At 36.5% G+C, this 22,797-nt stretch carries 25 protein-coding genes, 1 tRNA gene and 1 rRNA gene; 3 read left to right on the top strand and 24 right to left on the bottom strand.

What is annotated here, in order from left to right:
• Window positions 1-2: 2 nt before the first annotated feature.
• The 14 genes from KHA87_RS21650 to groES form a co-directional block, all read right to left on the bottom strand.
• Window positions 3-731: a pilus assembly protein TadG-related protein gene (locus KHA87_RS21650; protein ID WP_213096180.1), complete on the bottom strand. Its 729-nt coding sequence runs from the start codon at window positions 729-731 to the stop codon at window positions 3-5.
• A complete protein-coding gene (locus KHA87_RS21645; RefSeq protein WP_213096179.1) occupies window positions 732-1,160 on the bottom strand; it encodes a TadE family protein in 429 nt (142 codons plus the stop codon).
• Window positions 1,161-1,192: 32 nt separating this feature from the next.
• A complete protein-coding gene (locus KHA87_RS21640) occupies window positions 1,193-2,581 on the bottom strand; it encodes a VWA domain-containing protein (RefSeq protein WP_213096178.1) in 1,389 nt (462 codons plus the stop codon).
• Between the two features lie 74 nt (window positions 2,582-2,655).
• Window positions 2,656-3,330, bottom strand: a complete 675-nt coding sequence (locus tag KHA87_RS21635) for a hypothetical protein (protein ID WP_213096177.1) — start codon at window positions 3,328-3,330, stop codon at window positions 2,656-2,658.
• Between the two features lie 10 nt (window positions 3,331-3,340).
• Window positions 3,341-4,129, bottom strand: coding sequence for a hypothetical protein (locus KHA87_RS21630; protein WP_213096176.1), 789 nt, complete (start codon window positions 4,127-4,129; stop codon window positions 3,341-3,343).
• Between the two features lie 13 nt (window positions 4,130-4,142).
• Window positions 4,143-5,450 (bottom strand): hypothetical protein, encoded by a 1,308-nt coding sequence (locus KHA87_RS21625; protein ID WP_213096175.1) that lies wholly within the window; start codon window positions 5,448-5,450, stop codon window positions 4,143-4,145.
• Between the two features lie 32 nt (window positions 5,451-5,482).
• On the bottom strand, window positions 5,483-5,737 hold the full coding sequence (locus tag KHA87_RS21620; RefSeq protein ID WP_213096174.1) for a hypothetical protein: 255 nt from the start codon (window positions 5,735-5,737) through the stop codon (window positions 5,483-5,485).
• A 35-nt stretch (window positions 5,738-5,772) separates the two neighbouring features.
• On the bottom strand, window positions 5,773-6,711 hold the full coding sequence (locus KHA87_RS21615; protein WP_213096173.1) for a type II secretion system F family protein: 939 nt from the start codon (window positions 6,709-6,711) through the stop codon (window positions 5,773-5,775).
• Window positions 6,712-6,713: 2 nt separating this feature from the next.
• Entirely contained in the window at window positions 6,714-7,643 is a 930-nt protein-coding gene (locus KHA87_RS21610; RefSeq protein WP_213096172.1) for a type II secretion system F family protein, read from the bottom strand.
• Window positions 7,615-8,991 carry a TadA family conjugal transfer-associated ATPase gene (locus KHA87_RS21605; protein WP_213096171.1) on the bottom strand — a complete coding sequence of 459 codons (1,377 nt, stop codon included), beginning with the start codon at window positions 8,989-8,991 and terminating at the stop codon, window positions 7,615-7,617. The genes KHA87_RS21610 and KHA87_RS21605 overlap by 29 nt, the downstream gene beginning before the upstream one ends.
• 31 nt (window positions 8,992-9,022) lie before the next feature.
• On the bottom strand, window positions 9,023-10,168 hold the full coding sequence (locus KHA87_RS21600) for a CpaE/TadZ family protein (protein WP_213096170.1): 1,146 nt from the start codon (window positions 10,166-10,168) through the stop codon (window positions 9,023-9,025).
• Window positions 10,169-10,189: 21 nt separating this feature from the next.
• Window positions 10,190-10,963 carry a flagella basal body P-ring formation protein FlgA gene (locus KHA87_RS21595; RefSeq protein ID WP_213096169.1) on the bottom strand — a complete coding sequence of 258 codons (774 nt, stop codon included), beginning with the start codon at window positions 10,961-10,963 and terminating at the stop codon, window positions 10,190-10,192.
• A gap of 469 nt (window positions 10,964-11,432) precedes the next feature.
• Window positions 11,433-13,061, bottom strand: a complete 1,629-nt coding sequence (gene groL, locus KHA87_RS21590) for a chaperonin GroEL (RefSeq protein ID WP_213096168.1) — start codon at window positions 13,059-13,061, stop codon at window positions 11,433-11,435.
• A gap of 66 nt (window positions 13,062-13,127) precedes the next feature.
• Entirely contained in the window at window positions 13,128-13,412 is a 285-nt protein-coding gene (gene groES, locus KHA87_RS21585; protein ID WP_213096191.1) for a co-chaperone GroES, read from the bottom strand.
• A gap of 355 nt (window positions 13,413-13,767) precedes the next feature.
• Here groES and KHA87_RS21580 point away from each other — a divergent pair, with 355 nt between their 5' ends.
• Both KHA87_RS21580 and KHA87_RS21575 read left to right on the top strand, forming a co-directional pair.
• The gene (locus KHA87_RS21580; RefSeq protein WP_213096167.1) at window positions 13,768-14,511 is read left to right on the top strand and encodes a CPBP family intramembrane glutamic endopeptidase; all 744 of its coding nucleotides are present in this window, start codon (window positions 13,768-13,770) and stop codon (window positions 14,509-14,511) included.
• On the top strand, window positions 14,508-14,702 hold the full coding sequence (locus KHA87_RS21575) for a YdiK family protein (protein ID WP_213096166.1): 195 nt from the start codon (window positions 14,508-14,510) through the stop codon (window positions 14,700-14,702). The genes KHA87_RS21580 and KHA87_RS21575 overlap by 4 nt, the downstream gene beginning before the upstream one ends.
• A gap of 23 nt (window positions 14,703-14,725) precedes the next feature.
• Here the strand turns inward: KHA87_RS21575 and tatC are convergent, their stop codons facing one another.
• The 4 genes from tatC to moaC form a co-directional block, all read right to left on the bottom strand.
• Window positions 14,726-15,487, bottom strand: a complete 762-nt coding sequence (gene tatC / locus KHA87_RS21570) for a twin-arginine translocase subunit TatC (protein WP_213096165.1) — start codon at window positions 15,485-15,487, stop codon at window positions 14,726-14,728.
• Between the two features lie 95 nt (window positions 15,488-15,582).
• Window positions 15,583-15,801 carry a twin-arginine translocase TatA/TatE family subunit gene (locus KHA87_RS21565; protein ID WP_213096164.1) on the bottom strand — a complete coding sequence of 73 codons (219 nt, stop codon included), beginning with the start codon at window positions 15,799-15,801 and terminating at the stop codon, window positions 15,583-15,585.
• A 52-nt stretch (window positions 15,802-15,853) separates the two neighbouring features.
• Complete coding sequence (locus KHA87_RS21560; RefSeq protein ID WP_213096163.1) at window positions 15,854-16,525, bottom strand: redox-sensing transcriptional repressor Rex; 672 nt, start codon at window positions 16,523-16,525, stop codon at window positions 15,854-15,856.
• 31 nt (window positions 16,526-16,556) lie between these two features.
• On the bottom strand, window positions 16,557-17,048 hold the full coding sequence (moaC, locus tag KHA87_RS21555) for a cyclic pyranopterin monophosphate synthase MoaC (RefSeq protein ID WP_213096162.1): 492 nt from the start codon (window positions 17,046-17,048) through the stop codon (window positions 16,557-16,559).
• Between the two features lie 159 nt (window positions 17,049-17,207).
• Here moaC and KHA87_RS21550 point away from each other — a divergent pair, with 159 nt between their 5' ends.
• Window positions 17,208-19,139, top strand: coding sequence for an ABC-F family ATP-binding cassette domain-containing protein (locus KHA87_RS21550; protein WP_213096161.1), 1,932 nt, complete (start codon window positions 17,208-17,210; stop codon window positions 19,137-19,139).
• A gap of 337 nt (window positions 19,140-19,476) precedes the next feature.
• Here KHA87_RS21550 and tsaD read toward each other — a convergent pair whose 3' ends face one another.
• The 6 genes from tsaD to rrf all read right to left on the bottom strand — a co-directional run bounded on the left by tsaD (window position 19,477) and on the right by rrf (window position 22,777).
• Complete coding sequence (gene tsaD, locus KHA87_RS21545; RefSeq protein ID WP_213096160.1) at window positions 19,477-20,496, bottom strand: tRNA (adenosine(37)-N6)-threonylcarbamoyltransferase complex transferase subunit TsaD; 1,020 nt, start codon at window positions 20,494-20,496, stop codon at window positions 19,477-19,479.
• Window positions 20,496-20,942 (bottom strand): ribosomal protein S18-alanine N-acetyltransferase, encoded by a 447-nt coding sequence (rimI, locus tag KHA87_RS21540; RefSeq protein ID WP_213096159.1) that lies wholly within the window; start codon window positions 20,940-20,942, stop codon window positions 20,496-20,498. Before rimI ends, tsaD begins: the two co-directional genes overlap by 1 nt.
• Window positions 20,943-20,949: 7 nt before the next feature.
• Entirely contained in the window at window positions 20,950-21,657 is a 708-nt protein-coding gene (gene tsaB / locus KHA87_RS21535) for a tRNA (adenosine(37)-N6)-threonylcarbamoyltransferase complex dimerization subunit type 1 TsaB (protein ID WP_213096158.1), read from the bottom strand.
• Window positions 21,654-22,109, bottom strand: a complete 456-nt coding sequence (tsaE, locus tag KHA87_RS21530) for a tRNA (adenosine(37)-N6)-threonylcarbamoyltransferase complex ATPase subunit type 1 TsaE (RefSeq protein WP_213096157.1) — start codon at window positions 22,107-22,109, stop codon at window positions 21,654-21,656. The genes tsaB and tsaE overlap by 4 nt, the downstream gene beginning before the upstream one ends.
• Window positions 22,110-22,424: 315 nt before the next feature.
• Window positions 22,425-22,498: transfer RNA gene (locus tag KHA87_RS21525), tRNA-Met, on the bottom strand.
• Window positions 22,499-22,660: 162 nt separating this feature from the next.
• A 5S ribosomal RNA gene (gene rrf / locus KHA87_RS21520) occupies window positions 22,661-22,777 on the bottom strand.
• Window positions 22,778-22,797: the final 20 nt, after the last annotated feature.

Here is a 22,797-nt window from a genome sequence, read left to right as displayed (position 1 = left end):
CTTTACTCCCATTCCACATCAGTGGTATCTTTTTGATCATCATCTTTTTCTCGCAATAATATTTTCGTGTTATTCCAAATCGACAATTCCCCTAGAAAATCAATTTCAGGGCCAGATGATTCTTGGAATAACTTACGGTGCATCCCTTCAAGCAATTTATCGTAATTTGTTGCTTTATACTCATTTGAAGCTTTTATGTAGATGCGATTATCTTTAAACCGCATTTCCGCATCCTCTAAATTTCCATGGTTCTCTTTTATTACCTCTCTTGCCACACTAATCATACTTGGAACTAAACCTGTTAGATTACTTTCCAAAATCCCTTTCAAAAAAAGTGGATCATAACCTTCACTTAGCTCAGATTTTATGGCAAGATCGATTGCCTCCATATTAATTTCATTTGCACTATAGTCACGATATTTAAAATTATGAGCTAAACTAGACTTATACTCAGATACCTTCATAGAAAGCAGTATCGGCGGTGGTTCTAAAGGCAAGCTCAATAAATGTAGATCATAAAGGTCTATAGCCGTATTAATATGATCATAGATGACTGATGTTGCGGCTAAACTAGCTTGCTGAGCAGTAGTGTTTGCCTGTTCTTTAACTGCGAGGGCCTTTGATAAGTTCAAAATAAACACAAATAGAACGAGCATCCCTCCCATAATTGCAATCATGAGGAGGGATATATTTCCCTTTTCATTGTTTACCATTTTTCTTAGTTTGCGCATTTAATCCATCGTCCTTCCAGAAGCAGAGGAAGTGAAAGAAAATGAGGGTGTGTTCCCATCCTTAAATAATTTTTTTGGAAGAAAAATATATTGGATATTTACTTTGACGGTTGCTTTAAACTTCTTGAGTTTAATATCCTTGGCATTATGATGGTCATCATCTTCTATCTTCGTTTCCTCCATTGACAAATAGTTTTTGCTGGTATCAATAATCTTTTTGGCTGAATCCTCGGCATCATAGGGATCAGTTGTCAATGAGTATACCTTTGCCGCTTCGTTGGCAGCAGACTGAGCAAGTACAGCAGAATGTACTGCAACAATTAACTGCCATGCAACCATAACTATAATGAATACTAAAGGGATCATCCCTATAAACTCTAATGTCGCGGAGCCATCCTCGTTTCCAATATACTTTTTTCGAATTTTCATCTTTTAAGTACCTCTTTAACTATTTATGAAGGTTACTTTGTGTTATCGTTGTATTTTTGTTCGATTTCTTGTTTTACTTTTTCGAGGTTTTCTAAACTAATTTGTTTAAGGTCTGTTTCTAATTCTTGTTTAGCTCTCATTAAGCTATCTTCCATTTGATTACTTCTAGCTTGTAAGTCGTCTTTCTGGAAGACGCTAATAATCTTTTCATCCTGCATAACTTGAAACACATGATTTATGTCTACACTTTGTTGAGTTGTAAGTCGTGACCATTCATTTGTAAACCCTAATATGTCAAAATTATTCCTTACTCTTTGCCAATCTATCTCTTTTAGTGATTTTTGCTTCCATTCCTTCCATCTATTCAATACATCTTCCGCTCTTGCAAACTCATTACTTAGTTCTCGTTCGTTGGAGACGGTTGTATAAACTCCATTAGCCTCTTTTGCCACTTCTTTTAATTGCTTTTGAGCTTCTTTGTCCGCACCAAAGCCTATGACATTGATAATAGGAGAAACATTTGTGTCACTAAAACTCTTTGCAACCTTCACAGGGTCCCCACCACATGTTTCAATTCCATCGCTGACCACATAAATTAAGTTCGTGTTTTTTTTGGCATCATATTTTTCAAAGGCCTTCTTGGATTCTAGTAGTGAATTAGCTAATGGGGTCCAGCCACTCGGTTGGAACTTTTCCAAAGCGCGATTAAATTTTGATTCATTGTACTTGTCAAATCCATAGACTTGTTCAATAGCTGAGCATGATTTGACTTTATCGCTTTCCTTGCTTGTACCTTTATGTCCATAAACTCTCAAAGAAACATTCGCTTCTTGTGGAACTCGGCTAAGAAAGTTTTTAATGGCATCCTTTGCCATTTGCATTCTTGTTTTGGAGCCAACGGCATTTGCCATACTGCCGCTTGAATCGAGAATAATCTCTATATTATAGTTGTTTTTAAATTGATATCTTTTGTCCGGCATATCTGGGCTTCCGAAATTCGCAAATTCCCACTTTTTAATGATGTCTTCTGGATCCGGAAAATCCGCAGAAATTAATTGATAAGCATAATTGTAATAAGCATCTAATTCTTCGCTTGTCGGATTTTCTTTTAAAGGTGGAAGTTTCCTTATTTCAGCTTTTATTTTATCGTTATCATAAAAGTTATTTTCTCCGGCAAATTCTCCAACCTCTTGTTGAATAAAGCCTTTTGAATCTGTTGGAGCTGCGGGAACATTTTTCAAAATATCTGACTCTAAAGGATCTTGACTATTTTCATTTCCAGTATTTTCATTAACCTTTCCCTGTTGAACGACTTTTGTCTCTTTTTCTTTATCATTATGTTTATTGGTTATTTCTTTTGAACCGCATCCGCTTAATAGAACTAACGCACTAATCACTAGTATAATAAGCCTTTTATTCAACTTTTTGCCCTACCCTTCATGGGAAAATAAACTCCCCCATATTACGACTTATTTCCTCTTTTTACAAAGCATTTTTACTTTTCTAACCAAGATAGATAAAACTTAGATAGCCACATGGCAAGAACAGGGAAAATTATCATGTTAATAATCATTTGTACCAACATTTGTGCTGCAGCTAAATCAGTAACTTTATAGACTAGAAACTGTGAAATAAAGTCTATTATTATTTCAAACCCACTTACTAATAAAATCATAACAAGCAATTTAAAAAAGTTTTGCTTTCCAAATATATATGAGGTACGCAACGATTTCCAAATATTCTTATCTTGTATCAATGCTGTAAAAGGTATTCCTATCATTAAGATACAAGCCACAATACCTGGAATAACAAAGAAGAAAACTCCAAAAGCTACAATAATTGAAAATATGATTGAAAATATAAACAGCTGAAAAGCTCGAATAAAAAAGTCAACATAGATTTTTTTGAATCTAATTTCCCCATTATAGTAATCTTCTTTTAACAGAAGAATAAAGGGGGATAAAGAAAAAATAAATGTTTGGAATGAAACAAGAGAGTAGTAGAAATCACCTGCAATTTCCGTAGCACGGTCAACAACTAACAAATAAATAGTATTAACAACAAATGAATGGCAAAGTAAAATCGGTAATAAGATCGTTACCGCCATTAATAATACTGCTTCAAATCGACCTAGATAAAACTTAGTTACAGATTTTAAGTCAGCAAACATAATATTTCTCCTACTTTACGGCTGGATTTCTTACAACACTTTTAAAATGTTTTTCATTGAAAAAATTCTTTACGAAATCGATATTTTTATTTTCCGCAAATTTGACCAAGGAGTCTTCATCCATTTGTTTAAACTTATCGTAATTTATCGTTTTATTAATAGTTCTTTTTATTTCAATTTCTGTTTGGGGTTTTATTACTTCTTTATACATTTCCTGCATTAGTTTACTTTTACTCTGCATATCTAAATTTGCTTTTTTAGATAAATAATGTACCTGCAATTGTTTCTCTTGTTGATAAAGCATGTTTATTTTTGATTTGCCACTTAAGACACTATAATGATAAAGAATAGAATCATCAAAGTACCCTTTCTTTACAATTTCTCTATCATATTTTTCTTTTTCTTGGCCCGCTTGTTTTATATTTCCCATATATTTTTCCCAATCATTTATTGCTGTTATAATTTCAGAAATTAATTCGTAATCAAATTCTTTTAATAATTGGTTTCGATACATCACATAAGCATTTTCTCCAGTTGCAAAATTCAAATAAACTTTATCTACACTAAATAAGACGTTTAAATAATCATCCATTAACATTGTTTTTTGAAACACATCAAATAAAACTTTATATTCTAAATTGTACGGAAAAAAAAGGAAGCCCCAGTTTGATTCAGTCTTGAGTATTTTATATTGAATCATCTCGATTTCTTGGTCACCATTCCTATATTTCAATGGAAATGGTTTTGGGGTTTCAAAAAATTTTTTGTGTTTTTTAATTAGACTTTCTCTATTATCCAATTTTCACTTCTCCTTAATGGCCAAACACCCCTTTAAGTTTCCCCCAAGTTTTTGAAAAGGTATCTTTTACGGTTTTAATAGGGTGTGTAATTGCTTTAATAATCGTTTTTCGGTGTTTAACTAATTTTCCTCCGATCCATAATACTGCTCCTGCTGCTACTACAGCTCCCGCTACAACTTGCCCCCCTGGGATAACGGCTGCTACTGTTCCTGCATCCATTAAAAAACTACCTAGATTTGAAGCAATATCTGCTCCCGCAGAAACTTTATCCTTTGATCCTCCAAAATCTTTGATACTTTTGTAAGTATCATAGCCGGCAAAAACAGCACCGACACCAGCAGTTACTACATTAGCCTTGGATAAAGCACTCATACCTTTGAAGTTTCTATATCCATCAGCAATAGCACTACCTATGTTTGAGTAGTTTGAGGGATTAATGATACCTCTTAGACTAGCAGGGTTTCTTTTAAGCTGATTAAGAAAATGGATACTATCTGTTGAAACTTGTTTCAAGTGCCCATAATTATCCTTAAAATTCTTTATTGCTTCTGGTGCATCCATTCCGTCGTATACTGTTCCATATAAGTCAATATCTTCAGTATACATCTTAAATGTCCCAGTGAGAATTTGTCTCCCTAACTTACCTCTAAAATCTTTAAAGTTAGTATTTTTCCAATCTGAGAACATGGACGGATCAATTTCACCTTTTGCCCATTTCTTATAAATATCGGTGCCAACATCCTTAATTCCTAACTTTGCCCAGTCATAGATACCTGGGTAGCTAAACTCTGATTCCTCACCTTGTGTGCCTTTACCTTTAGTGGTATTGCTTGATGTTCCATTTCCATCTGTTCCTGCACCTTGTGTGGTATCCCCTTGAGTTCCATTACCTTGTGTATTTTCTCCTTGGGCCCCACTTCCATTTGTTCCGTTACCTTTTGTATTATCCCCTTGGGTTCCACTTCCATTTGTTCCGTTTCCCTGTGTGGTATCCCCTTGGGTTCCACTTCTATTTGTTCCATTACCCTGTGTGGTATCCCCTTGAGTTCCATTTCCTTGGGTAGTATTTCCTTTGGTTCCTTGACCTTCCCAGGACTGACCCTCCCAAGAGTTCCCCTTCCAAGGATCACCTTCCCACGTTTTACCTTCCCAATCATTTCCGCTCCAGGAGTTCCCACTCCAACTATTTCCTGACCAACTATTTCCTGACCATGGTTCTACTGTCGATGCTGCTGCGATATACGGGAAAAATGATTGGAAAAGAACAATGAGTATGGATATACTTACCAATATTCTTTTTATTCCTTTACCTGGCCTCATCGTCCTTCCCCTTTTATTATAAATTTAATAGATTAATTACCTGTAGGAGTAGCTCCACCTCCTGAATTACCGCCTCCACCGCCAATCTTATTTAAAAAGTCACTAATCTTTTTTACTACATCTGATCCAAAAGTAGACCCACTAAACGCAGTCGACACCAACCCAACCACAATAATAATTACCGCTGCAATCCCAATCCATTCTAGAGTTTGTGAACCTCTTTCATTATTTATTAGTCGATTAATAGAATGCACCGCTTTGAAATAGTGATAAGTAATTTTTTTCATTAAAAATACCCTCCGATTTTTCAAATTTATATTTTTTAATTAAATAAGCTGAACAATGAATTATTGCCATAAATTAAGTTCAAGATCATAAGTCCTGCCAGCATCAAGATTGATACTGGGGCTACGATGAAGGTTGTCACGAGCGTTACTTTTGGTGAAGCCTTAGCTGCCAATTCCTTCACTTTTTCTTCTCTAATCTGTCTCATATTTTCTGCTTGAACCTTAAAGGTTGTTGCAATCGGTACACCCAGCTTTTCTCCCTGAATCAATGATTTTATTAAACTTTGAAACTCCTGGTTATCATTTCTTTCAAGTAGATTGCGATATGCCGTTTCACGACGAACTCCTAAATCAATTTCATGATTGAAGCGGGAAAACTCTTCTCGCAACGGACCATCAAAGAAACGTATCACCTCCCTAAGTGCTTGATCTAAACTAACACCCGCCTGTAGGCTTGTGCTAATAGTATCCAAAAAGTCTGGCAGGTCTAACCGAAGTTTTTCCTGTCTCTTTTTACCCATCCTTTTTACAGTAAGAATAGGTAAAAAGTATCCAAGGGCTGGAAAAAGTATAAGTGCATATTGTGAAAAGGGAAGACCTATTACTAGAACTAGTGCTCCCGCGAAGAAGCCAACTAGGAGCAAGAAAATCTTCAGTCCTTGAAATCGTTCAATGGTTAATTGATAAGGATTACCAGACTTTTTTAGCCAGTTTGCCACATCATGATTATCACTAAAGAAGTTAATGCGCTTACCGAGATCAGCAAATTCATCTGCGTATTTCGTCATTTTTTGAATAAGAGCTGCACGTCTGTTTCTTTTCTTTTCCTTTTTTTCAAATGCATCGATGAAAGTCACATCAGAAATATGCTGGAGCAACTTACGCTTCTCATTCAAATAAACTGAATAGTGACGAATTGTTAACAGAAACATTAACAGAAAAAATATAACGAATATGATTATTAGTGCATCCATAATTACACCCTTATATTTGTAATTTTTCGGATAAGGACAAAGGACAAAATGATACCCAGGATAAAAATAACCAATATCACCATGCCAGGAACGGTCCAAAGCGATTTCGTAAAGCCCTCGACAATGTTATTCATAACAAGCAAAATGAATACCGGGAGTACAGGAACAATCAGTGAGATATACCTTTGCTCAGAAGTCATTGTCTTAATGGTCTGGTTTAAAACCTTGCGATCTTCCAATGTATTTGCCATTGACTCTAAAGTGGCCGCTAAATTTCCGCCAGTTCTGGTTTGGATAAGAATAGTGGCTATAAATAATTGCAGCTCACGTGATTTATTTCGCTTTTGAACGGATTTTAAGGCGGTTTCCAATGAAACACCCAGTTTCAGCTCATTATTGAGTCTTTTAAACTCTTTCCCAGCAGGTGCTGGTACTTCTCTCGCCACCATATCAATTCCTTGGATGACGGTTAATCCGGACCTGGCGGCATTCCCCAATAATCTGCAAATATCGGATAGTTGTTCATTGAGTCTTTCTTCATATTTGTTCTTTCGCATGTAAAACAGCAAAAAATGAGACGCTACTAAAATAATCACGGAAATGATTAAGGTAAAAAAAGCCGGAATGTGAAAAAAATTATATAGAAAGACGAAGAAGACCAAGAAACCAAGTCCATGAATACCTATATATTCCGATGGAAGAAGAGGAATGTTAGCGTTTTGCAGTTTATTTGCTAAAGGTTCAGCCCTCGTTGAGTTATCAAAGCGGTCACCTAAAACACTTATAAAGCTTTTCCTTTTCTCTTCGGGATACCATTGACTTAGCTTTTGCCGCCATTCACGCTTTTTCGATCGATATCCTAAAAATAAATATGAACCGATTAAAAGCGAGAAGACAGCCAAACTATACAGTATAGACACGGCTATAGTCATGATTAACTTCAATCCTTTTTTCAAAAATGTGAGAACCTAAATCAATTCCAAACAGCTTCATTCGATCTAGACATTTTGGCGTGATTCCTGTTGGAGTGAAGACACCCTCAATTTTTCCGTTAGATTGAATAGAAGTTCTTTGGAATTTAAATATTTCTTGGACCTGAATTTTATTTTGGGCATTTACAAAGACCTCAGAAATATTCATTATCCGCCTTGTTCCATCACTTAAGCGCTCTGCTTGAATAATATAATCAAGTGCACCGACAATATATTCCCGTATGATATGTGACGGCAAATCCATTCCGGCCATGACAACCATCCCTTCAATTCTGCTGATGGCATCGGACGGGGAGTTGGCATGCACAGTCGTTAAGGACCCTTCATGCCCTGTATTCATCGCCTGTAGCATATCAAATGCCTCTGCACCGCGCACCTCACCAACGATAATGCGGTCGGGCCTCATCCTCAGGGCATTCTTCACCAATTGGCGAATGGTAACTTCACCCTTCCCCTCTACATTAGGCGGTCGGGCTTCTAGTCCTACAACACTTGCCCGGTTTAACCGCAATTCAGCTGAATCTTCAATCGTAATAACACGTTCATATGAGGGAATTGATTTCGCCACTGCATTCAGAAGCGTAGTCTTTCCACTTCCAGTACCGCCAGAAATTAGAATATTCATTTTCATTTGAACTAGAGCTTGTAAAAAAGAAGCCATATCGTCTGTAAGAGAGTCATTCTTAATCAAGTCATCTATTTCAAAAGGAACCTTTCGAAATTTCCGTATTGAAACAAGCGTTCCATTTAAACTCACAGGGGGGATTACAGCATTCACACGGCTTCCATCTGGTAGGCGTGCATCTACCATCGGTGAGCTCTCGTCAATACGACGTCCTAAAGGAGCAACAACTCGGTCAACGATGTGTCGGACATGTGTTTCATCTCTAAATGATATATTTGTGCGTTCTAGTCTTCCGTTTTTTTCAATAAACACTTCATTTGGACCGTTTACCAATATTTCTGTTATAGAGTCATCATTTAATAACGGTTCTAATGGGCCGAAACCGACACTTTCATCGATTAACCTTATTAGCAGTAATTCTTTGTCATATCGAGGGATGACGACTTTTTCCTCAATCATGAATTGGTTAATCAGTCGCTCTATGGACAGTCGCTTTTCTCCATCTGATAAACTTGTCAAATGATCTAGATTTGATTCTGTTAATAATCTTGTTTTGTAGTGTTCAACAAGCTCATCAATATATGGGTTCTGTACGCGATTTGATGAATCAAGTATTGTTTCATTCTTCTCAGTGCGCTCCATTTTCCGTTGAAATAATGGCATTAAGAAAACCTCCCTTCACTGCAACCATTTACTATTTCAACATCGTTAAAACCCATTTATGTATATCTTTCGCCGCTGGAATTTGCTTCTTTTCTTTTGTTTCTTTCCTAATTGGATTACCTTGATTGATTGCCGAAAGGACTCCTTTTAAATCCCTTCTGATCTCCACCGCAATCGGATGCTTCACGAATCTTTCAAGATCTTTCTTCGATAATTCGTTATCACGCCCTGCCAAATTTACGATCAGCTGTAAACGATCTTCTGTAGATACCCCTAATCGCGTAAATAATTCTTCTACACTTTTTAAGACTCTTATGGATGGGGTATCAAGTGTCATAACATAGTAGATTTGATCTGTTTCATTTAAAACGGAATACCCAATTTCGTCCATTTCTGTAGGAATATCTACAATAATAAAGTCATAGCTTCTTCTGCACGCTCTTAATAGCCTCGTAATAAATTCACTATTAATATTTTCAGCCAGCTCCGCATCTCTAGGACTTAATAAAACCTCTAGCTTGGAATGCGTTTCTTTTTCCGTAACATTTTTGATATGGTGTTCATTTAATTCATTGATTACTGGTTTCAAATCATATAATGATCGGTTGCTTTCTATGCCTAGAAACGTTTCAGAGCCTCCGAATTGCAGATTTAAGTCAATGTAAAGTACTTGTGCTGTAGATTCTAGTTTCATCGTTTGGGCAAAAGTAGTACTAAGAAATGTCTTTCCGCTTCCACCTTTTCCACTGTAAAACGTAAAGATTCGTCCACCACCTCTTTTATACGTGCCTGAACCAGCTGCTAATTCTACATTGGCGTCTGCTTTTTCCAACAATGATTCAATTTTATTGGTTAGTACCTCCATTTCATCCGGCATCACGATATAGTCCAGAGCACCAACTCTGATTATTTCTCTTAATAACTCAAAATCCGGTTGTTCATCAATGTAGATGACACATAATTCCGGCCTTTCTCTAATGAGCATTTGTATTAGATCAACTGCTGATTCTTTCTTATTTTTGATGACTAAAGCAAGCCTGGAGCTATGACTTTTTAATTCAGCCCTAATATGATGAGGCTCCATCAAAATCAGATGATAGGCATCAGAGATATTATTATTGATCATTTCAAATAGTCCGTTTTGTTCTCCAACAACTAAAATCTGTCGGTTACTCATGTTTTATCCCCCATTTACTTCTTATCTGTTAGAATCTTTCTTGGAATTTCCTTTATCCTTTTCAATCTTGGAAACCTTATTGGATTCCTTCTGTTCATTTTCTTTTACATTACTTTTTTCATCCTGATTGGAATCGATTGGGGAATTCACTACCTCGGACGCTGCTGCTTCCGTACTATTATGTTCCTTTCCTACATTGGCTTTAACAATGCGAATACTATCAGCGTAATTTTGATAATGAATTAATTTAGGCACTTGAGTAATTGGTATTTCTAACTGAACACCCTTAAAGCTATTTTTTTCTTTTGCAACCCTTACTACTTTTACATCAGACATAAAAATATAGGTTTGCTTTTTACCGGAAAATTGATCTGAAACAACTATATCCACTCGATCCTGAGCCTCTAATGGTTCGTCAAAGTAAACTTTATCCGACTGCATCAAAGTTAATAAGCGATCATTTTCATTCAGGACCGCTGTTGCCTGTTTCAATATATTTTTTGTGATGATATCACCAGCAGATAATGGCACAACTGACACTTTATTTACTAGATCTTCTGTATTCGTAATATGGTAATCACGAAGATATTTTTTGGGGATTTCATCTGTTCGTACATCACTAGGCTTGATGAGGGTTCTTGATGGAATATTTGTATTGGCAACGTACACTTTCACAAGCGTCCCCAAGTTAGCATTAATATCCTGAACCTTTTTCAATACTAAGAAACCTGCTATGGCTGCTAACAATAATGACAGGATAAGAAATATCATCGCTCTTCTTTTCGACTCTAACATTCTATTACTACCTCTTTTCCACGACTAAGACTAAAGTGACAATTATATTTATATACTCAAAATCCCAGTTTATGAAATTCATGACCTAAATTTATAGAAAAAAATACCTATATCGAATAATTACCATCTGTTAACAATTTGGTCAATATTGTGTAAAAACTGTCGAATTATGTCTGGTAATATTGTCCTGGAATTATTTCGAAACTGAGATTTTTTTATGGGAGAATAGTAGGATGGCGGGGATTTTTTATTAGTAGAAACAAGGGTGGATTTTGTCGTATTTTGCAAAACATTAAGTTGTGTATTACAATTATTACATTTTATAGGACTTTTGATTCGTTTTTATTAGACCTATGCTTTCATGACATAGATGGATATCATTCGACATGATCACGGACTAGAATTTTGTCGACAAAAAAATCCTCTTAGACTTTTCGTCTAAGAGGATTTTCGATCCGTATGCTCGGAATTACATCATACCCATGCCGCCCATGCCACTCATATCTGGCATTCCGGCACCTTTATTTTCTTCCGGCTTGTCAGCAACAACCGCTTCTGTAGTTAATAGCATAGCGGCAACGCTTGCTGCATTTTGAAGAGCGGAACGTGTAACTTTAGTAGGGTCAACGATTCCAGCTTCAAACATATTCACCCATTCGCCTGTAGCTGCATTGAAGCCAATGCCGATTTGTTCTTTCTTTAAGCGATCTACTACAACGGATCCTTCAAGACCAGCATTGTGAGCAATTTGGCGTACTGGCTCTTCTAGAGCACGAAGAACGATGTTAATACCTGTAGCTACATCTCCTTCAGCAGAGATTCCAGCTACTTTATTGTATACATTAACAAGTGCTGTACCACCACCGGATACAAGACCTTCTTCTACAGCTGCACGAGTAGAGTTCAATGCGTCTTCAATACGAAGCTTGCGTTCTTTTAATTCAGTTTCTGTAGCCGCACCAACTTTGATAACAGCAACTCCGCCTGCAAGCTTAGCAAGACGCTCTTGTAATTTTTCACGGTCGAATTCAGAAGTTGTTTCTTCCAATTGAACACGGATTTGATTTACACGAGCTGCGATAGTAGCAGCGTCTCCAGCGCCTTCTACAATTGTTGTATTTTCTTTTGTTACAACAACTTTAGCAGCACGGCCTAAATGTTCAATAGAAGCAGATTTCAAATCAAGACCAAGATCTTCTGTTATTACTTGGCCTCCAGTTAAAGCTGCGATATCTTCTAACATTGCTTTACGACGGTCACCGAAGCCAGGAGCCTTAACTGCAACTGCATTGAATGTTCCACGAAGTTTATTTAATACTAATGTTGGAAGAACTTCCCCTTCAACATCTTCAGAAATTAATAATAATGGCTTGCCTTGTTGTACCACTTGCTCAAGAACAGGTAAGATTTCTTGAATACTAGAAACTTTCTTATCTGTAATTAAGATGTATGGATTATCAAGAACTGCTTCCATTTTATCTGAATCAGTTACCATGTAAGGAGATGCATATCCACGATCAAATTGCATACCTTCTACTACGTCTAATTCAGTAGAGAAACCTTTTGATTCTTCAATTGTGATAACACCATCGTTACCAACACGTTCCATTGCTTCTGCAATCAACTTACCCACTTCTTCATCAGCAGATGAAATAGCGGCAACTTGTGCAATGGATTCTTTTCCTTCAATTGGCTTAGAAATTGCATTAAGCTCTTCAATTGCAACTTGAACTGCTTTTTCCATTCCTTTGCGGATACCAACAGGGTTTGCACCAGCTGTTACGTTTTTCAAGCCTTCGCGAATCATCGCTTGAGCAAGGACAGTAGCAGTTGTAGTACCGTCACCGGCAACATCGTTTGTTTTGCTAGCAACTTCAGATACTAGTTTTGCACCCATGTTTTCGAAAGCATCTTCTAATTCGATTTCTTTCGCAATGGTCACACCATCATTTGTAATAAGTGGAGAACCAAATTTCTTTTCAAGAACTACGTTACGGCCTTTAGGTCCTAATGTAACTTTAACAGCATCTGCTAATTTATCTACACCGCGAAGCATTGCACGGCGTGCTTCTTCACTGAATTTAATTTCTTTTGCCATCCTTAATAACCTCCTCGTTATTCTTAAGATTGATGTTAATGGTATACGTAGAAACAGTTTAAAAGATTAACCAATAACTGCTAAAATATCACTTTCACGAAGGATTAAATATTCTTTACCTTGGTATTTCACTTCTGTACCAGCATATTTTGAGAAGATGATACGATCGCCTTCAGATACCTCAAGTGCAACTCGCTCACCGTTATCTAAAACACGTCCAGTACCTACAGCGACAATCTTGCCTTCTTGTGGCTTTTCTTTTGCAGAGTCAGGTAATACAATCCCGCTTGCAGTTTTTTCTTCTGTTTCGACTAGCTCAATTACGACGCGATCACCTAGTGGTTTTAACAAGTGAAACAACCTCCTTGAATTAAATATGTAAATTTTTTTATTTATTAGCACTCGACTCACTTGAGTGCTAACACAATTATTATAATAAATAATTCAATTTCATTTTGCAAGCAATATACATAAATTTTTTCTATAAGTTGAACGCCATGAACCGAACATGCTTTTTTACACACTGTAATAATTATTACCAACCCTGTTCATTGTATTCATATTTCCATAGCTTATACACATAAAATGAATATAATAGGATAAAAAGTTATGCTTAGAAGTTTGATGCAAGGTTCTTTGTTGAATACAAAACACATCAATAGTAGAATGAACATATGTTATTATCAGGCAGGAAGGATCATTTACCTTGAAAAAAGAATATATTTATATTTTAATCACATACATAGTGATGCAACTTTCGGGAATAATAGGGTATCCACTCGTCCTAATCATTGGCGTGAAAGCCTTTCACATATCCCAGAAGCAAATGGAAGGTTTGGCAAACTCCATTTGGATTGTAGTCAGCTTTATTATTGCTTTGATTATTGTGCTATCTATACTTAAAAAATCAGAAAATAATCGAAGTAACGACCGAAATATTCCGCTTCCTATTGGAAAGTCAATAGCTTGGGCTGTCGGGGGAATTTTCCTTGCCTTTTTTGCTCAATATATTGCAGTTATCATTGAGTTGTTACTTGGAGTAAAAGTGGGATCGGAGAATACGCAAAGAATCATTCAATTAATAGAAGACTTTCCTTTAGTAGTAGTGGTTAGTTCGATAGTAGGACCTATCTTGGAGGAAATTGTCTTTAGAAAGATTATTTTCGGAACGCTGAATAAACGTTTTTCCTTTTTCTTCTCAGCAGTAATTAGTTCCGTTATTTTTGGATTAGCTCATCTTGAGCCTGTCCATCTCTTATTGTATTGCGCTATGGGATTCACATTTGCGTTTCTTTATTATAAAACAAAAAGAATCATGGTCTCCATAACTGCTCATGTAATCATGAATACAATTGTTGTTGTTGGACAAATATTAAATCGCGAAGACATTCAACGGATTATGGAAAATTATGAAAAAGTACATAGCTTTATTGGAGGATTTTTTGGATGAGAGCTTTTTTTTCCGGCATTATTTATTGCCTATTAGGAGTAATATTTACATACATGGCAACACAAAGAGTAGCAACTAACGGTTGGGGACCCTTTACTTATATTCTCATCCTTTTAGCTACCTTGGATTTTGGGGCCGGCATTCGTTTAATCCTGCTTTATTTTAAAATTAATAATGGTAAAAATAAGTAAACCTTCCACTTGGGAAGGTTTTTTTATTCTATTCGGTTTTGATTTTCGATTTCAAGCAACGCCTCAGCAGCTTGTACTTTTCGATATCCTATTTTTGCTATCCAAATGCTAATCTCATATAAGATAATAAGAGGAATTCCTACTGCAATTTGAGACATGACATCCGGCGGAGTGATAAATGCCGAAACAATCGTAATCACGAAATAAGCATATTTTCGTATCTTCCCTAAGAACATTGGAGTAATAATGCCTAATCTCGTTAGGAAGAGTACGACTACCGGCAATTCAAATAGAAAACCAAAAGGAAGCGTGATCTGAAATAGAAACTGAAAATATTCATTAATACCAATTACCGCATGGATATCCATTTGGTTTGATAACTTCAGCATAAAATTGATGATAAGTGGGAACAGGACGAAATAAGAAAATGCTAATCCACCAATAAACAATAATAGTGTAATGGGTATATAGCTTAAAGTAACTTTGCGCTCTTTTTCATATAACCCTGGACTAACAAATGCCCATAGCTGGTATAAAATAACGGGGAGAATCATAATTAAGGCTAAGTAAACAGTAACCTCCCAATATACCTTAAAAGGATCCGTCAGACGAAAAGCATTCATCGTTAAATCCTTTGCTATTTCTGCATTTTGCAAATACCTAATAATCGGCTGCGAAATAAACATACTCACAATACAAGCCAGGATAAAGAAAACGACTATCACAAACAGCCGTTTTCTGAGCTCGGATATATGTTCCACTATCGTCATATCTTTTTGACTCATTTAATTTCATCCTAACATCTGCATATATAAAACTTATAAGGCATGTAGAATTATTTCTTAAGAAATCATGGATTCACAAATATTAAGAAAAAATCCTATTGTAAATCCTCTTTTTTAACCTCTTCTTTTTTTATATCAACTTTTGTATCCTTTGCAGTTTCATCTTCCTCGTCATCAGCCAATCCTTTTGTGGCATTCTTAAATTCTCGTAAAGTACTGCCAGCGGCTTTTCCTAATTGAGGCAACTTTTTCGGACCAAAAACTAATAAAGCAACGATGACAATAATGATAAGGCTACCAATACCTGGTCTCATCAGTGCCCACCTCCTTATAATGATATCATAGCAGAAAACACCTATTCTTTAATTATGAATTTGTTTCTGCCTGTGAATTTTCCGTGTCATTTGGATAATGTTTTAAAAAATATACAAGTGATTGCAGCTCGACAGCTAAATCTATATGATGCACCCTTATAGAAGCCGGTACATTTAGTCTAGCCGGAGTAAAATTTAATATACCCTTTACATTTGTCTCTACGATACTGTCTGTAATAGATTGAGCCGCTTCTGCAGGAACCGTTAAAATAGCAATGGAAATATCCTCCTCCATTAATCGCTCCTGCAATTCTTTTAAATCAAATACACGTACTTGTCCAATTTTCTTACCTATCTTATTTTTATCAATATCAAAAGCTATTTCAATCTTTGTGTTATTATTTTTCAAAAAATTATAATTTAGAAAAGCAGTACCTAAATTTCCAACACCAATTAAAGCAACCTTCGTTAATTCGTCCTGATCCAGTGTTTTCCGGAAAAAGCTCAAAAGATAGTTAACATTGTAGCCGTATCCTTTTTTTCCTAGAGCACCAAAATAAGAAAAATCTCTTCGAATAGTTGCAGAGTCTACCTTTACCGCTTCGCTAAGTTCTGCAGATGAAACTCTCTGCTTGCCAGAATTATATAGGTTTTTTAAAAAACGATAGTAAAGTGGTAATCTTTTTGCCGTTGCCTGAGGTATTTTTAGTGTCTCTTCATTCATAGGCTATCCCCCAAATTTCTTGCGCACATATTTACTGCCCATTTCTTTTATAATCCTTGCTCGAAACGCCGCCTATCTTTTCTACCAAATACGTTGGGCCAATAACCATTCCTTTATCAACAGCTTTACACATATCGTACACCGTCAATGCTGTTACAGAAGCTGCCGTCAACGCTTCCATTTCAACTCCGGTATTTCCTTTTGTTTTTACCGTAGTTCGAATACGTAAGATAAAGTCATCGTCATTCTTTTTCCAATCAAATTCAATGTTAATTCCATTTAAAGGAATTGGATGGCACATAGGAATAATATCCCATGTTTTTTTCGCGGCCATAATCCCTGCGACCTGCGCAACTGCAAGGACATCACCTTTTTTTATTTTATGCTCACTGATATATTCATACACCAGTGCATTTAATTTAATACTAGATTCAGCAATGGCCATACGAATAGTGTCTGGTTTAGCACTTACATCTACCATCCTTGCTCTTCCTTGTTCATTAAAATGAGTGAAACCTGACAATGTATCCACCTCTTTTTTCCATCATACACTTTTTTATTGTTCATGTCATCGACTTCGAATAGAAAGAAATAATTTGGTAAATGGTATGACAACCTCACGAATATTGCCGAAATATGCATCTTTACGTTACACTAACAGTAATAACCTGAGGTGATAGAAATGATATTATTGCAAGTTCAACAATTATCGAAATATTTTGGTGCTGAACTTATTTTATCGAATATAAAATTAGAAATTCAAACTAGAAACAGAATTGCCCTTGTTGGTCGCAACGGAGCTGGAAAATCTACTTTATTAAAAATTATATCTGGTCAAATGTCCCATGATTCGGGAGAAATTTTCAAACCAAAGGATGTTACTATTGGTTATTTGGCTCAAAATACTGGACTGGAATCTGAGCTATCCATCTGGGATGAAATGTTGACTGTATTTCAGCATTTAAAGGAAATGGAAAAAAGACTGCGGGTACTGGAGCAGCAAATGTCTGATCCAGTAATATATGAACAGGCCAGTCATTATGAGAAACTTCTAAAAGAATACGATGTACTACAGATACGGTTTAAAGATTCTGGGGGCTATCAGTATGAAGCCGATATTCGTTCCGTCCTTCATGGACTGCGATTTAGTGATTTTGATTACAGCACCCTTATCAAAACATTAAGCGGCGGTCAAAAAACAAGACTTGCACTTGCAAAGCTCTTACTCACCCGCCCTGATATTTTAATTTTAGACGAGCCTACCAACCATTTAGATATTGAGACTTTATCTTGGCTCGAACAATATTTACAAGGCTATGAGGGCGCTATTCTGATTGTTTCCCATGATCGATATTTTCTAGATAAGGTGGTTAATCAGGTCTATGAAATTTCGCGGAACAAAATCCAAAGATATGTCGGAAACTATAGCTCCTATTTAGACAAAAAAGCCGAGCAATATGAGCTTGATATGAAACAATATGAAAAGCAGCAAGAGGAAGTGGCGAAGCTCCAGGATTTTATACAGCGCAATTTGGCTAGGGCATCCACTACAAAAAGAGCACAAAGCCGTAGAAAGAAGCTTGAGAAAATGACCTTAATGGATAGGCCAAATGGGGATGAAAAATCGGCTAACTTTTCCTTTGAAATCGAGCGGCAAAGCGGCAATGATGTGATGAATATAAGAGATGCCGCTATTGGTTATGGTGAGGAAATAATATCCAATTCCATTGATATATCTATCAAAAAGGGAGAAAGTATTGCACTTGTCGGTCCTAACGGAATAGGAAAATCTACTTTGTTAAAAACAATTATAAAAAATCTTCCATTATATAATGGAACGATTGAATATGGTTCCAATGTAACAATCGGATACTACGACCAAGAACAGGCAGAACTATCTTCTAATAAAACAGTATTACAAGAATTATGGGATGACTATCCTTTAAAAAGTGAAAAGGAGATTCGTACAGTTCTCGGTAATTTTCTATTTTCCGGTGATGATGTGTTGAAAATTGTATCAACGCTAAGCGGCGGCGAAAAAGCCAGACTCGCCCTTTCAAAGCTCATGCTACAAAAAGCAAATTTCCTAATTCTCGACGAACCTACCAATCACTTAGATATTGATAGTAAGGAAGTACTCGAAAATGCTTTAATTGATTATCCTGGCACTATATTATTTGTTTCCCATGACCGCTATTTTATCAACAGAATTGCAACGAAGGTCGTGGAGCTTTCAGAACGGGGGACAAAGGAGTTCCTTGGTGATTATGACTACTATGTGGATAAGCAGCAGGAGCTAATAGAATTGCAAAAATTAGAGGAACAAAAAAATACCACTAACCCTATTCCTGATGCAAATTCAAAACAATCATATCAAATAGATAAAGAAGCTAAGAAGCTAGAGCGCCAACGAAAAAGGCGCATTCAAGAAATTGAAGAAACAGTAGAAACGCTCGAAAAAGAGGTCCAAGAGAGAGAATCATTATTAAGTAACCCTGAAATTTTCCAGGATCATGTACGATTGACTCAGTTACACGAAGAGATTGAGGAGAAAAAGGCTTTAATAGATGAATTAATGGAAGAATGGGCAGAAATTGCAGAACAGCTATCATAGTCAGGGATGAATTCCCTGACTTTTTTACAACTTATTTTCCCACAAACTTATCAACAATTAGATTGCTTTTATTTTGAGCTCCTTTTCAGTTTTCCACATTATACACAATTATCAACAAAGTTATCCACTTCATCCACAGAATTTCAATGTGTATCACACGTATTTATTCACATTTTATTAAAGTTATCAACATTTTATCCACATTATGTGCACAACAACATTTGTTCGATTTCCTAATTTATTCTCTTTCAGAATATATGTGGACTATTTTTTTAAGTAAAACAGTTATCCACAGATGAAAAAAGCATTCGGTCATTATACACCGAATGCTTCCATATTAGAAGTTTTCAATATCTAAACCAGGATTTGCATTTAGAGCTAAGCTGCTTCTTTTTCCCTTTTCAAACAACACACTGCCTGCAGCAGCAATCATAGCAGCATTATCTGTACATAAGTTTAGTGGAGGAATGACAAGCTCAACAGATGGCAAATGTTCAAAAGCATCTTCTAGTGCTTTTCGCAGTCCTCTATTTGCTGCAACTCCACCCGATAATAGTACTTGTTTTACTTTATACTCCTTTGCAGCTCGAATTGTTTTCGTAACAAGGACATCAATTACACTTTCCTGAAAACTTGCTGCTAAATCTTTAGGATCTATCGTCATGCCTTTTTGGTCAGCGTTATGAAGAGTGTTAATAACTGCAGACTTTAATCCGCTGAAACTAAAATCATAGGAGTCCTCTTCTAACCATGCGCGCGGCAAATCAATAGACGGATTTCCCTCATGGGCAAGACGATCAATATGAGGACCACCAGGATAAGGTAAATTCAGTGTTCTTGCCACTTTGTCATATGCTTCACCTGCTGCATCATCTCTAGTTTCGCCAATTACTTTAAAGTCCCCATGCTCCTTCATATACACTAATTCTGTATGCCCTCCAGAAACTACTAATGATAATAGCGGAAAGGACATTTCTTTCATAAGTCTATTGGCATATATATGTCCAGAAATATGGTGAACATTCACTAATGGAATATTATTTGCGAAAGCAATTGCTTTTGCCGCATTTACTCCTACTAATAATGCCCCAACCAAACCAGGTCCTTCTGTTACTGCAATTGCATCTAAGTCTTGTAGGGTAACCTCCGCTTGCTTTAATGCCTCTTCGATTACAATGGTAATTTGCTCGACATGATGCCTTGATGCCAGTTCCGGCACAACACCGCCAAAGCGCTTATGACTCTCTATTTGTGAAGCCACTACATTTGATAAAATACTAGTGCCATTTTTAATAACCGCTGCAGCTGTTTCATCACAGCTTGTTTCTATTCCAAGTACAATCAAATCTTTTTCCATTATAATTTCACCCACATTACTAACGCATCTTCATAATTATCCGTATAGTATCCCTTCCGAATTCCTCCATTTTGGAAGCCGAGCTTTCTGTATAAGGATTGTGCTACATAATTGCTTACACGAACCTCTAAAGTCATGGAATGAGCACGATGCAGCCTTGCAAACTCCATGATCTTTTTCATTAAAGTTGTTCCTAACTTTAAACCGCGATATTTCGGTGAAATAGCAATATTCGTGATATGCGCTTCATCTATTACTATCCAAACGCCACAATATCCAATAATACTTTCATTATGTTCTAAAACAAAATAATGAGCAAATTGATTATTTACAAACTCATTATAAAAGGCTTCGCGTGACCATGGCAGTGTAAAGGAATCTAATTCGACCTTTATAATACCGTCTAAATCATCCAGGGTTGCTTTGCGAAATGTTATATCTGACATATTTATCTCAATTCCTAACATTATCGTTTTTCCTTGCCTCTAACCATTTTGCTTCAGCTTCCACAAGTCTAATATAATTTGGCACGAAGGAATGAATATCTTCACCAGGAAGATCCATTCCAAGCAGAGCTAATTCACTAGGGCGGGGGTTGTTTTCTGTTATTTTCGCAAAAACTGCCTGTTCTCCTAATATTTCTTGCAATGTTGCTTTATGGATACTAGTATCATTTCCAATAAACAATATTTTCTTTTTGTATTCCTTTAAGGACTCCGCCCAATCCACCGCTAAAATATTGGTATCATTTTTTACCGTTTCCAATTTTTCATTTTGATAGCGATATAGTCCTGTATAAAGCTGGCCACGTCTAGCGTCAAATAATGGAGATAAGTATCCATCAAAATATCGCCCGACTAACGCCATGAGAGCTAAACTGGAAACCCCAACAAGTGGTATCTGTAAACTCCAAGCCATTGATTTGGCAATTGTTACACCGATCCTTACCCCAGTGTAAGAACCTGGCCCTTTCGCCACTACAATTTTCCCTAGGTCGCTCGGAACAGTATCACATTCATGTAACAATTGTTGTATTGCTGGCATTACTCTAATACTATGATTTTTTTTCAAATTTGTTATATATTCTCCAATAACCTTACCCTCTTCCAAAAGGGCAATACCAAGTACTTCATTCGATGTATCAATTGCTAATACCTTCATTCAAATAGCTCCTTACATAAGGATTCATATCTATAACCTTTAGGTCTGAATTCAAATTTCCTTTGTTGATCTCCTTGATGTCGAATGGTAATTTCCAAATATTCAGGTGGCAATTGTTCCTGAATTAATTTTGACCATTCCACAATTGTTACTCCACCGCCCTCAAAATATTCATCAAAACCAAGATCCTCATAAGAATCTTGTATCCGATAAACATCCATATGATACAAAGGCAGCCTTCCATGGTATTCTTTAATTATCGTGAAAGTAGGGCTGCTGACCGTTCTTCGTATACCAAGACCTGCTGCAATTCCTTTCGTAAACGTCGTTTTTCCTGCTCCCAAATCGCCTTCTAACAATATTAAATCATTCTCATGAAGTAACGTTGCTAGCCTTTCGGCAAATGTTATAGTTTCATGTGGTGCATTAGAAGTCCATTCATAAACGTGCATACTAATCTCCTCTATAGATAATCACATTGACATTAATGATTTAAAAAACCTTAGGATGATATCCTAAGGGAGTTATGTATAATGTTAGTTTACCTCATTATGAATTAATGAGTAAAGTCGACGAAGGATATTTGAAAATTGGGGTTTGGATTCATTCTATTCCAATAGAGGACCCTATGAGGTATTTTGGGGATCGGGGCCCTTATTTTTATCTCATAACTCGGTTCTTTAAGAGATAATGCAAATTAGAATTATCCTTTTTATGAGCATAAAAAAACAAAAAGCGAAACTAAAGTTTCGCTTTTCAACAATTGATTGCGGGGGCAGGATTTGAACCTGCGACCTTCGGGTTATGAGCCCGACGAGCTACCGGACTGCTCCACCCCGCGACGGTAATAATAACTTCATTTACTTATGCACTATTTTTGTATTCGCCGTCCCAATCTCAGAAAGCTTATTCAAGTAGCAGCTCGATTGGTACGCTGGATGCTATGCTTCGAAGATTACTCATCGTGCTCCACCCCGCGACGATAATAAATATAAAATAAACGGCCTGGCAACGTCCTACTCTTGCAGGGGGAGAGCCCCCAACTACCATCGGCGCTGAGAAGCTTAACTTCCGTGTTCGGGATGGGAACGGGTGTGACCTTCTCGCCATTATTACCAGACCTCAGTTTTTTGCTGAACG

Source organism: Bacillus sp. FJAT-49736 (assembly GCF_018343615.1).
Taxonomy (GTDB): domain Bacteria; phylum Bacillota; class Bacilli; order Bacillales; family Bacillaceae_C; genus Margalitia.
Note: the sequence above shows the minus strand (reverse complement) of the source record. Positions and strands in the feature narration are given on the sequence as shown.

What these genes read in the sequence shown, in the direction of transcription:
- KHA87_RS21650 (WP_213096180.1), bottom strand. Translation starts at nt 731, where the DNA reads ATGCGCAAACTAAGAAAAATGGTAAACAATGAAAAGGGAAATATATCC.
- KHA87_RS21645 (WP_213096179.1), bottom strand. Translation starts at nt 1,160, where the DNA reads ATGAAAATTCGAAAAAAGTATATTGGAAACGAGGATGGCTCCGCGACA.
- KHA87_RS21635 (WP_213096177.1), bottom strand. Translation starts at nt 3,330, where the DNA reads ATGTTTGCTGACTTAAAATCTGTAACTAAGTTTTATCTAGGTCGATTT.
- KHA87_RS21625 (WP_213096175.1), bottom strand. Translation starts at nt 5,450, where the DNA reads ATGAGGCCAGGTAAAGGAATAAAAAGAATATTGGTAAGTATATCCATA.
- KHA87_RS21620 (WP_213096174.1), bottom strand. Translation starts at nt 5,737, where the DNA reads ATGAAAAAAATTACTTATCACTATTTCAAAGCGGTGCATTCTATTAAT.
- KHA87_RS21615 (WP_213096173.1), bottom strand. Translation starts at nt 6,711, where the DNA reads ATGGATGCACTAATAATCATATTCGTTATATTTTTTCTGTTAATGTTT.
- KHA87_RS21610 (WP_213096172.1), bottom strand. Translation starts at nt 7,643, where the DNA reads ATGACTATAGCCGTGTCTATACTGTATAGTTTGGCTGTCTTCTCGCTT.
- KHA87_RS21605 (WP_213096171.1), bottom strand. Translation starts at nt 8,991, where the DNA reads ATGCCATTATTTCAACGGAAAATGGAGCGCACTGAGAAGAATGAAACA.
- KHA87_RS21600 (WP_213096170.1), bottom strand. Translation starts at nt 10,168, where the DNA reads ATGAGTAACCGACAGATTTTAGTTGTTGGAGAACAAAACGGACTATTT.
- KHA87_RS21595 (WP_213096169.1), bottom strand. Translation starts at nt 10,963, where the DNA reads ATGTTAGAGTCGAAAAGAAGAGCGATGATATTTCTTATCCTGTCATTA.
- groL (WP_213096168.1), bottom strand. Translation starts at nt 13,061, where the DNA reads ATGGCAAAAGAAATTAAATTCAGTGAAGAAGCACGCCGTGCAATGCTT.
- KHA87_RS21575 (WP_213096166.1), top strand. Translation starts at nt 14,508, where the DNA reads ATGAGAGCTTTTTTTTCCGGCATTATTTATTGCCTATTAGGAGTAATA.
- tatC (WP_213096165.1), bottom strand. Translation starts at nt 15,487, where the DNA reads ATGAGTCAAAAAGATATGACGATAGTGGAACATATATCCGAGCTCAGA.
- KHA87_RS21565 (WP_213096164.1), bottom strand. Translation starts at nt 15,801, where the DNA reads ATGAGACCAGGTATTGGTAGCCTTATCATTATTGTCATCGTTGCTTTA.
- KHA87_RS21560 (WP_213096163.1), bottom strand. Translation starts at nt 16,525, where the DNA reads ATGAATGAAGAGACACTAAAAATACCTCAGGCAACGGCAAAAAGATTA.
- KHA87_RS21550 (WP_213096161.1), top strand. Translation starts at nt 17,208, where the DNA reads ATGATATTATTGCAAGTTCAACAATTATCGAAATATTTTGGTGCTGAA.
- tsaD (WP_213096160.1), bottom strand. Translation starts at nt 20,496, where the DNA reads ATGGAAAAAGATTTGATTGTACTTGGAATAGAAACAAGCTGTGATGAA.
- rimI (WP_213096159.1), bottom strand. Translation starts at nt 20,942, where the DNA reads ATGTCAGATATAACATTTCGCAAAGCAACCCTGGATGATTTAGACGGT.
- tsaB (WP_213096158.1), bottom strand. Translation starts at nt 21,657, where the DNA reads ATGAAGGTATTAGCAATTGATACATCGAATGAAGTACTTGGTATTGCC.
- tsaE (WP_213096157.1), bottom strand. Translation starts at nt 22,109, where the DNA reads ATGCACGTTTATGAATGGACTTCTAATGCACCACATGAAACTATAACA.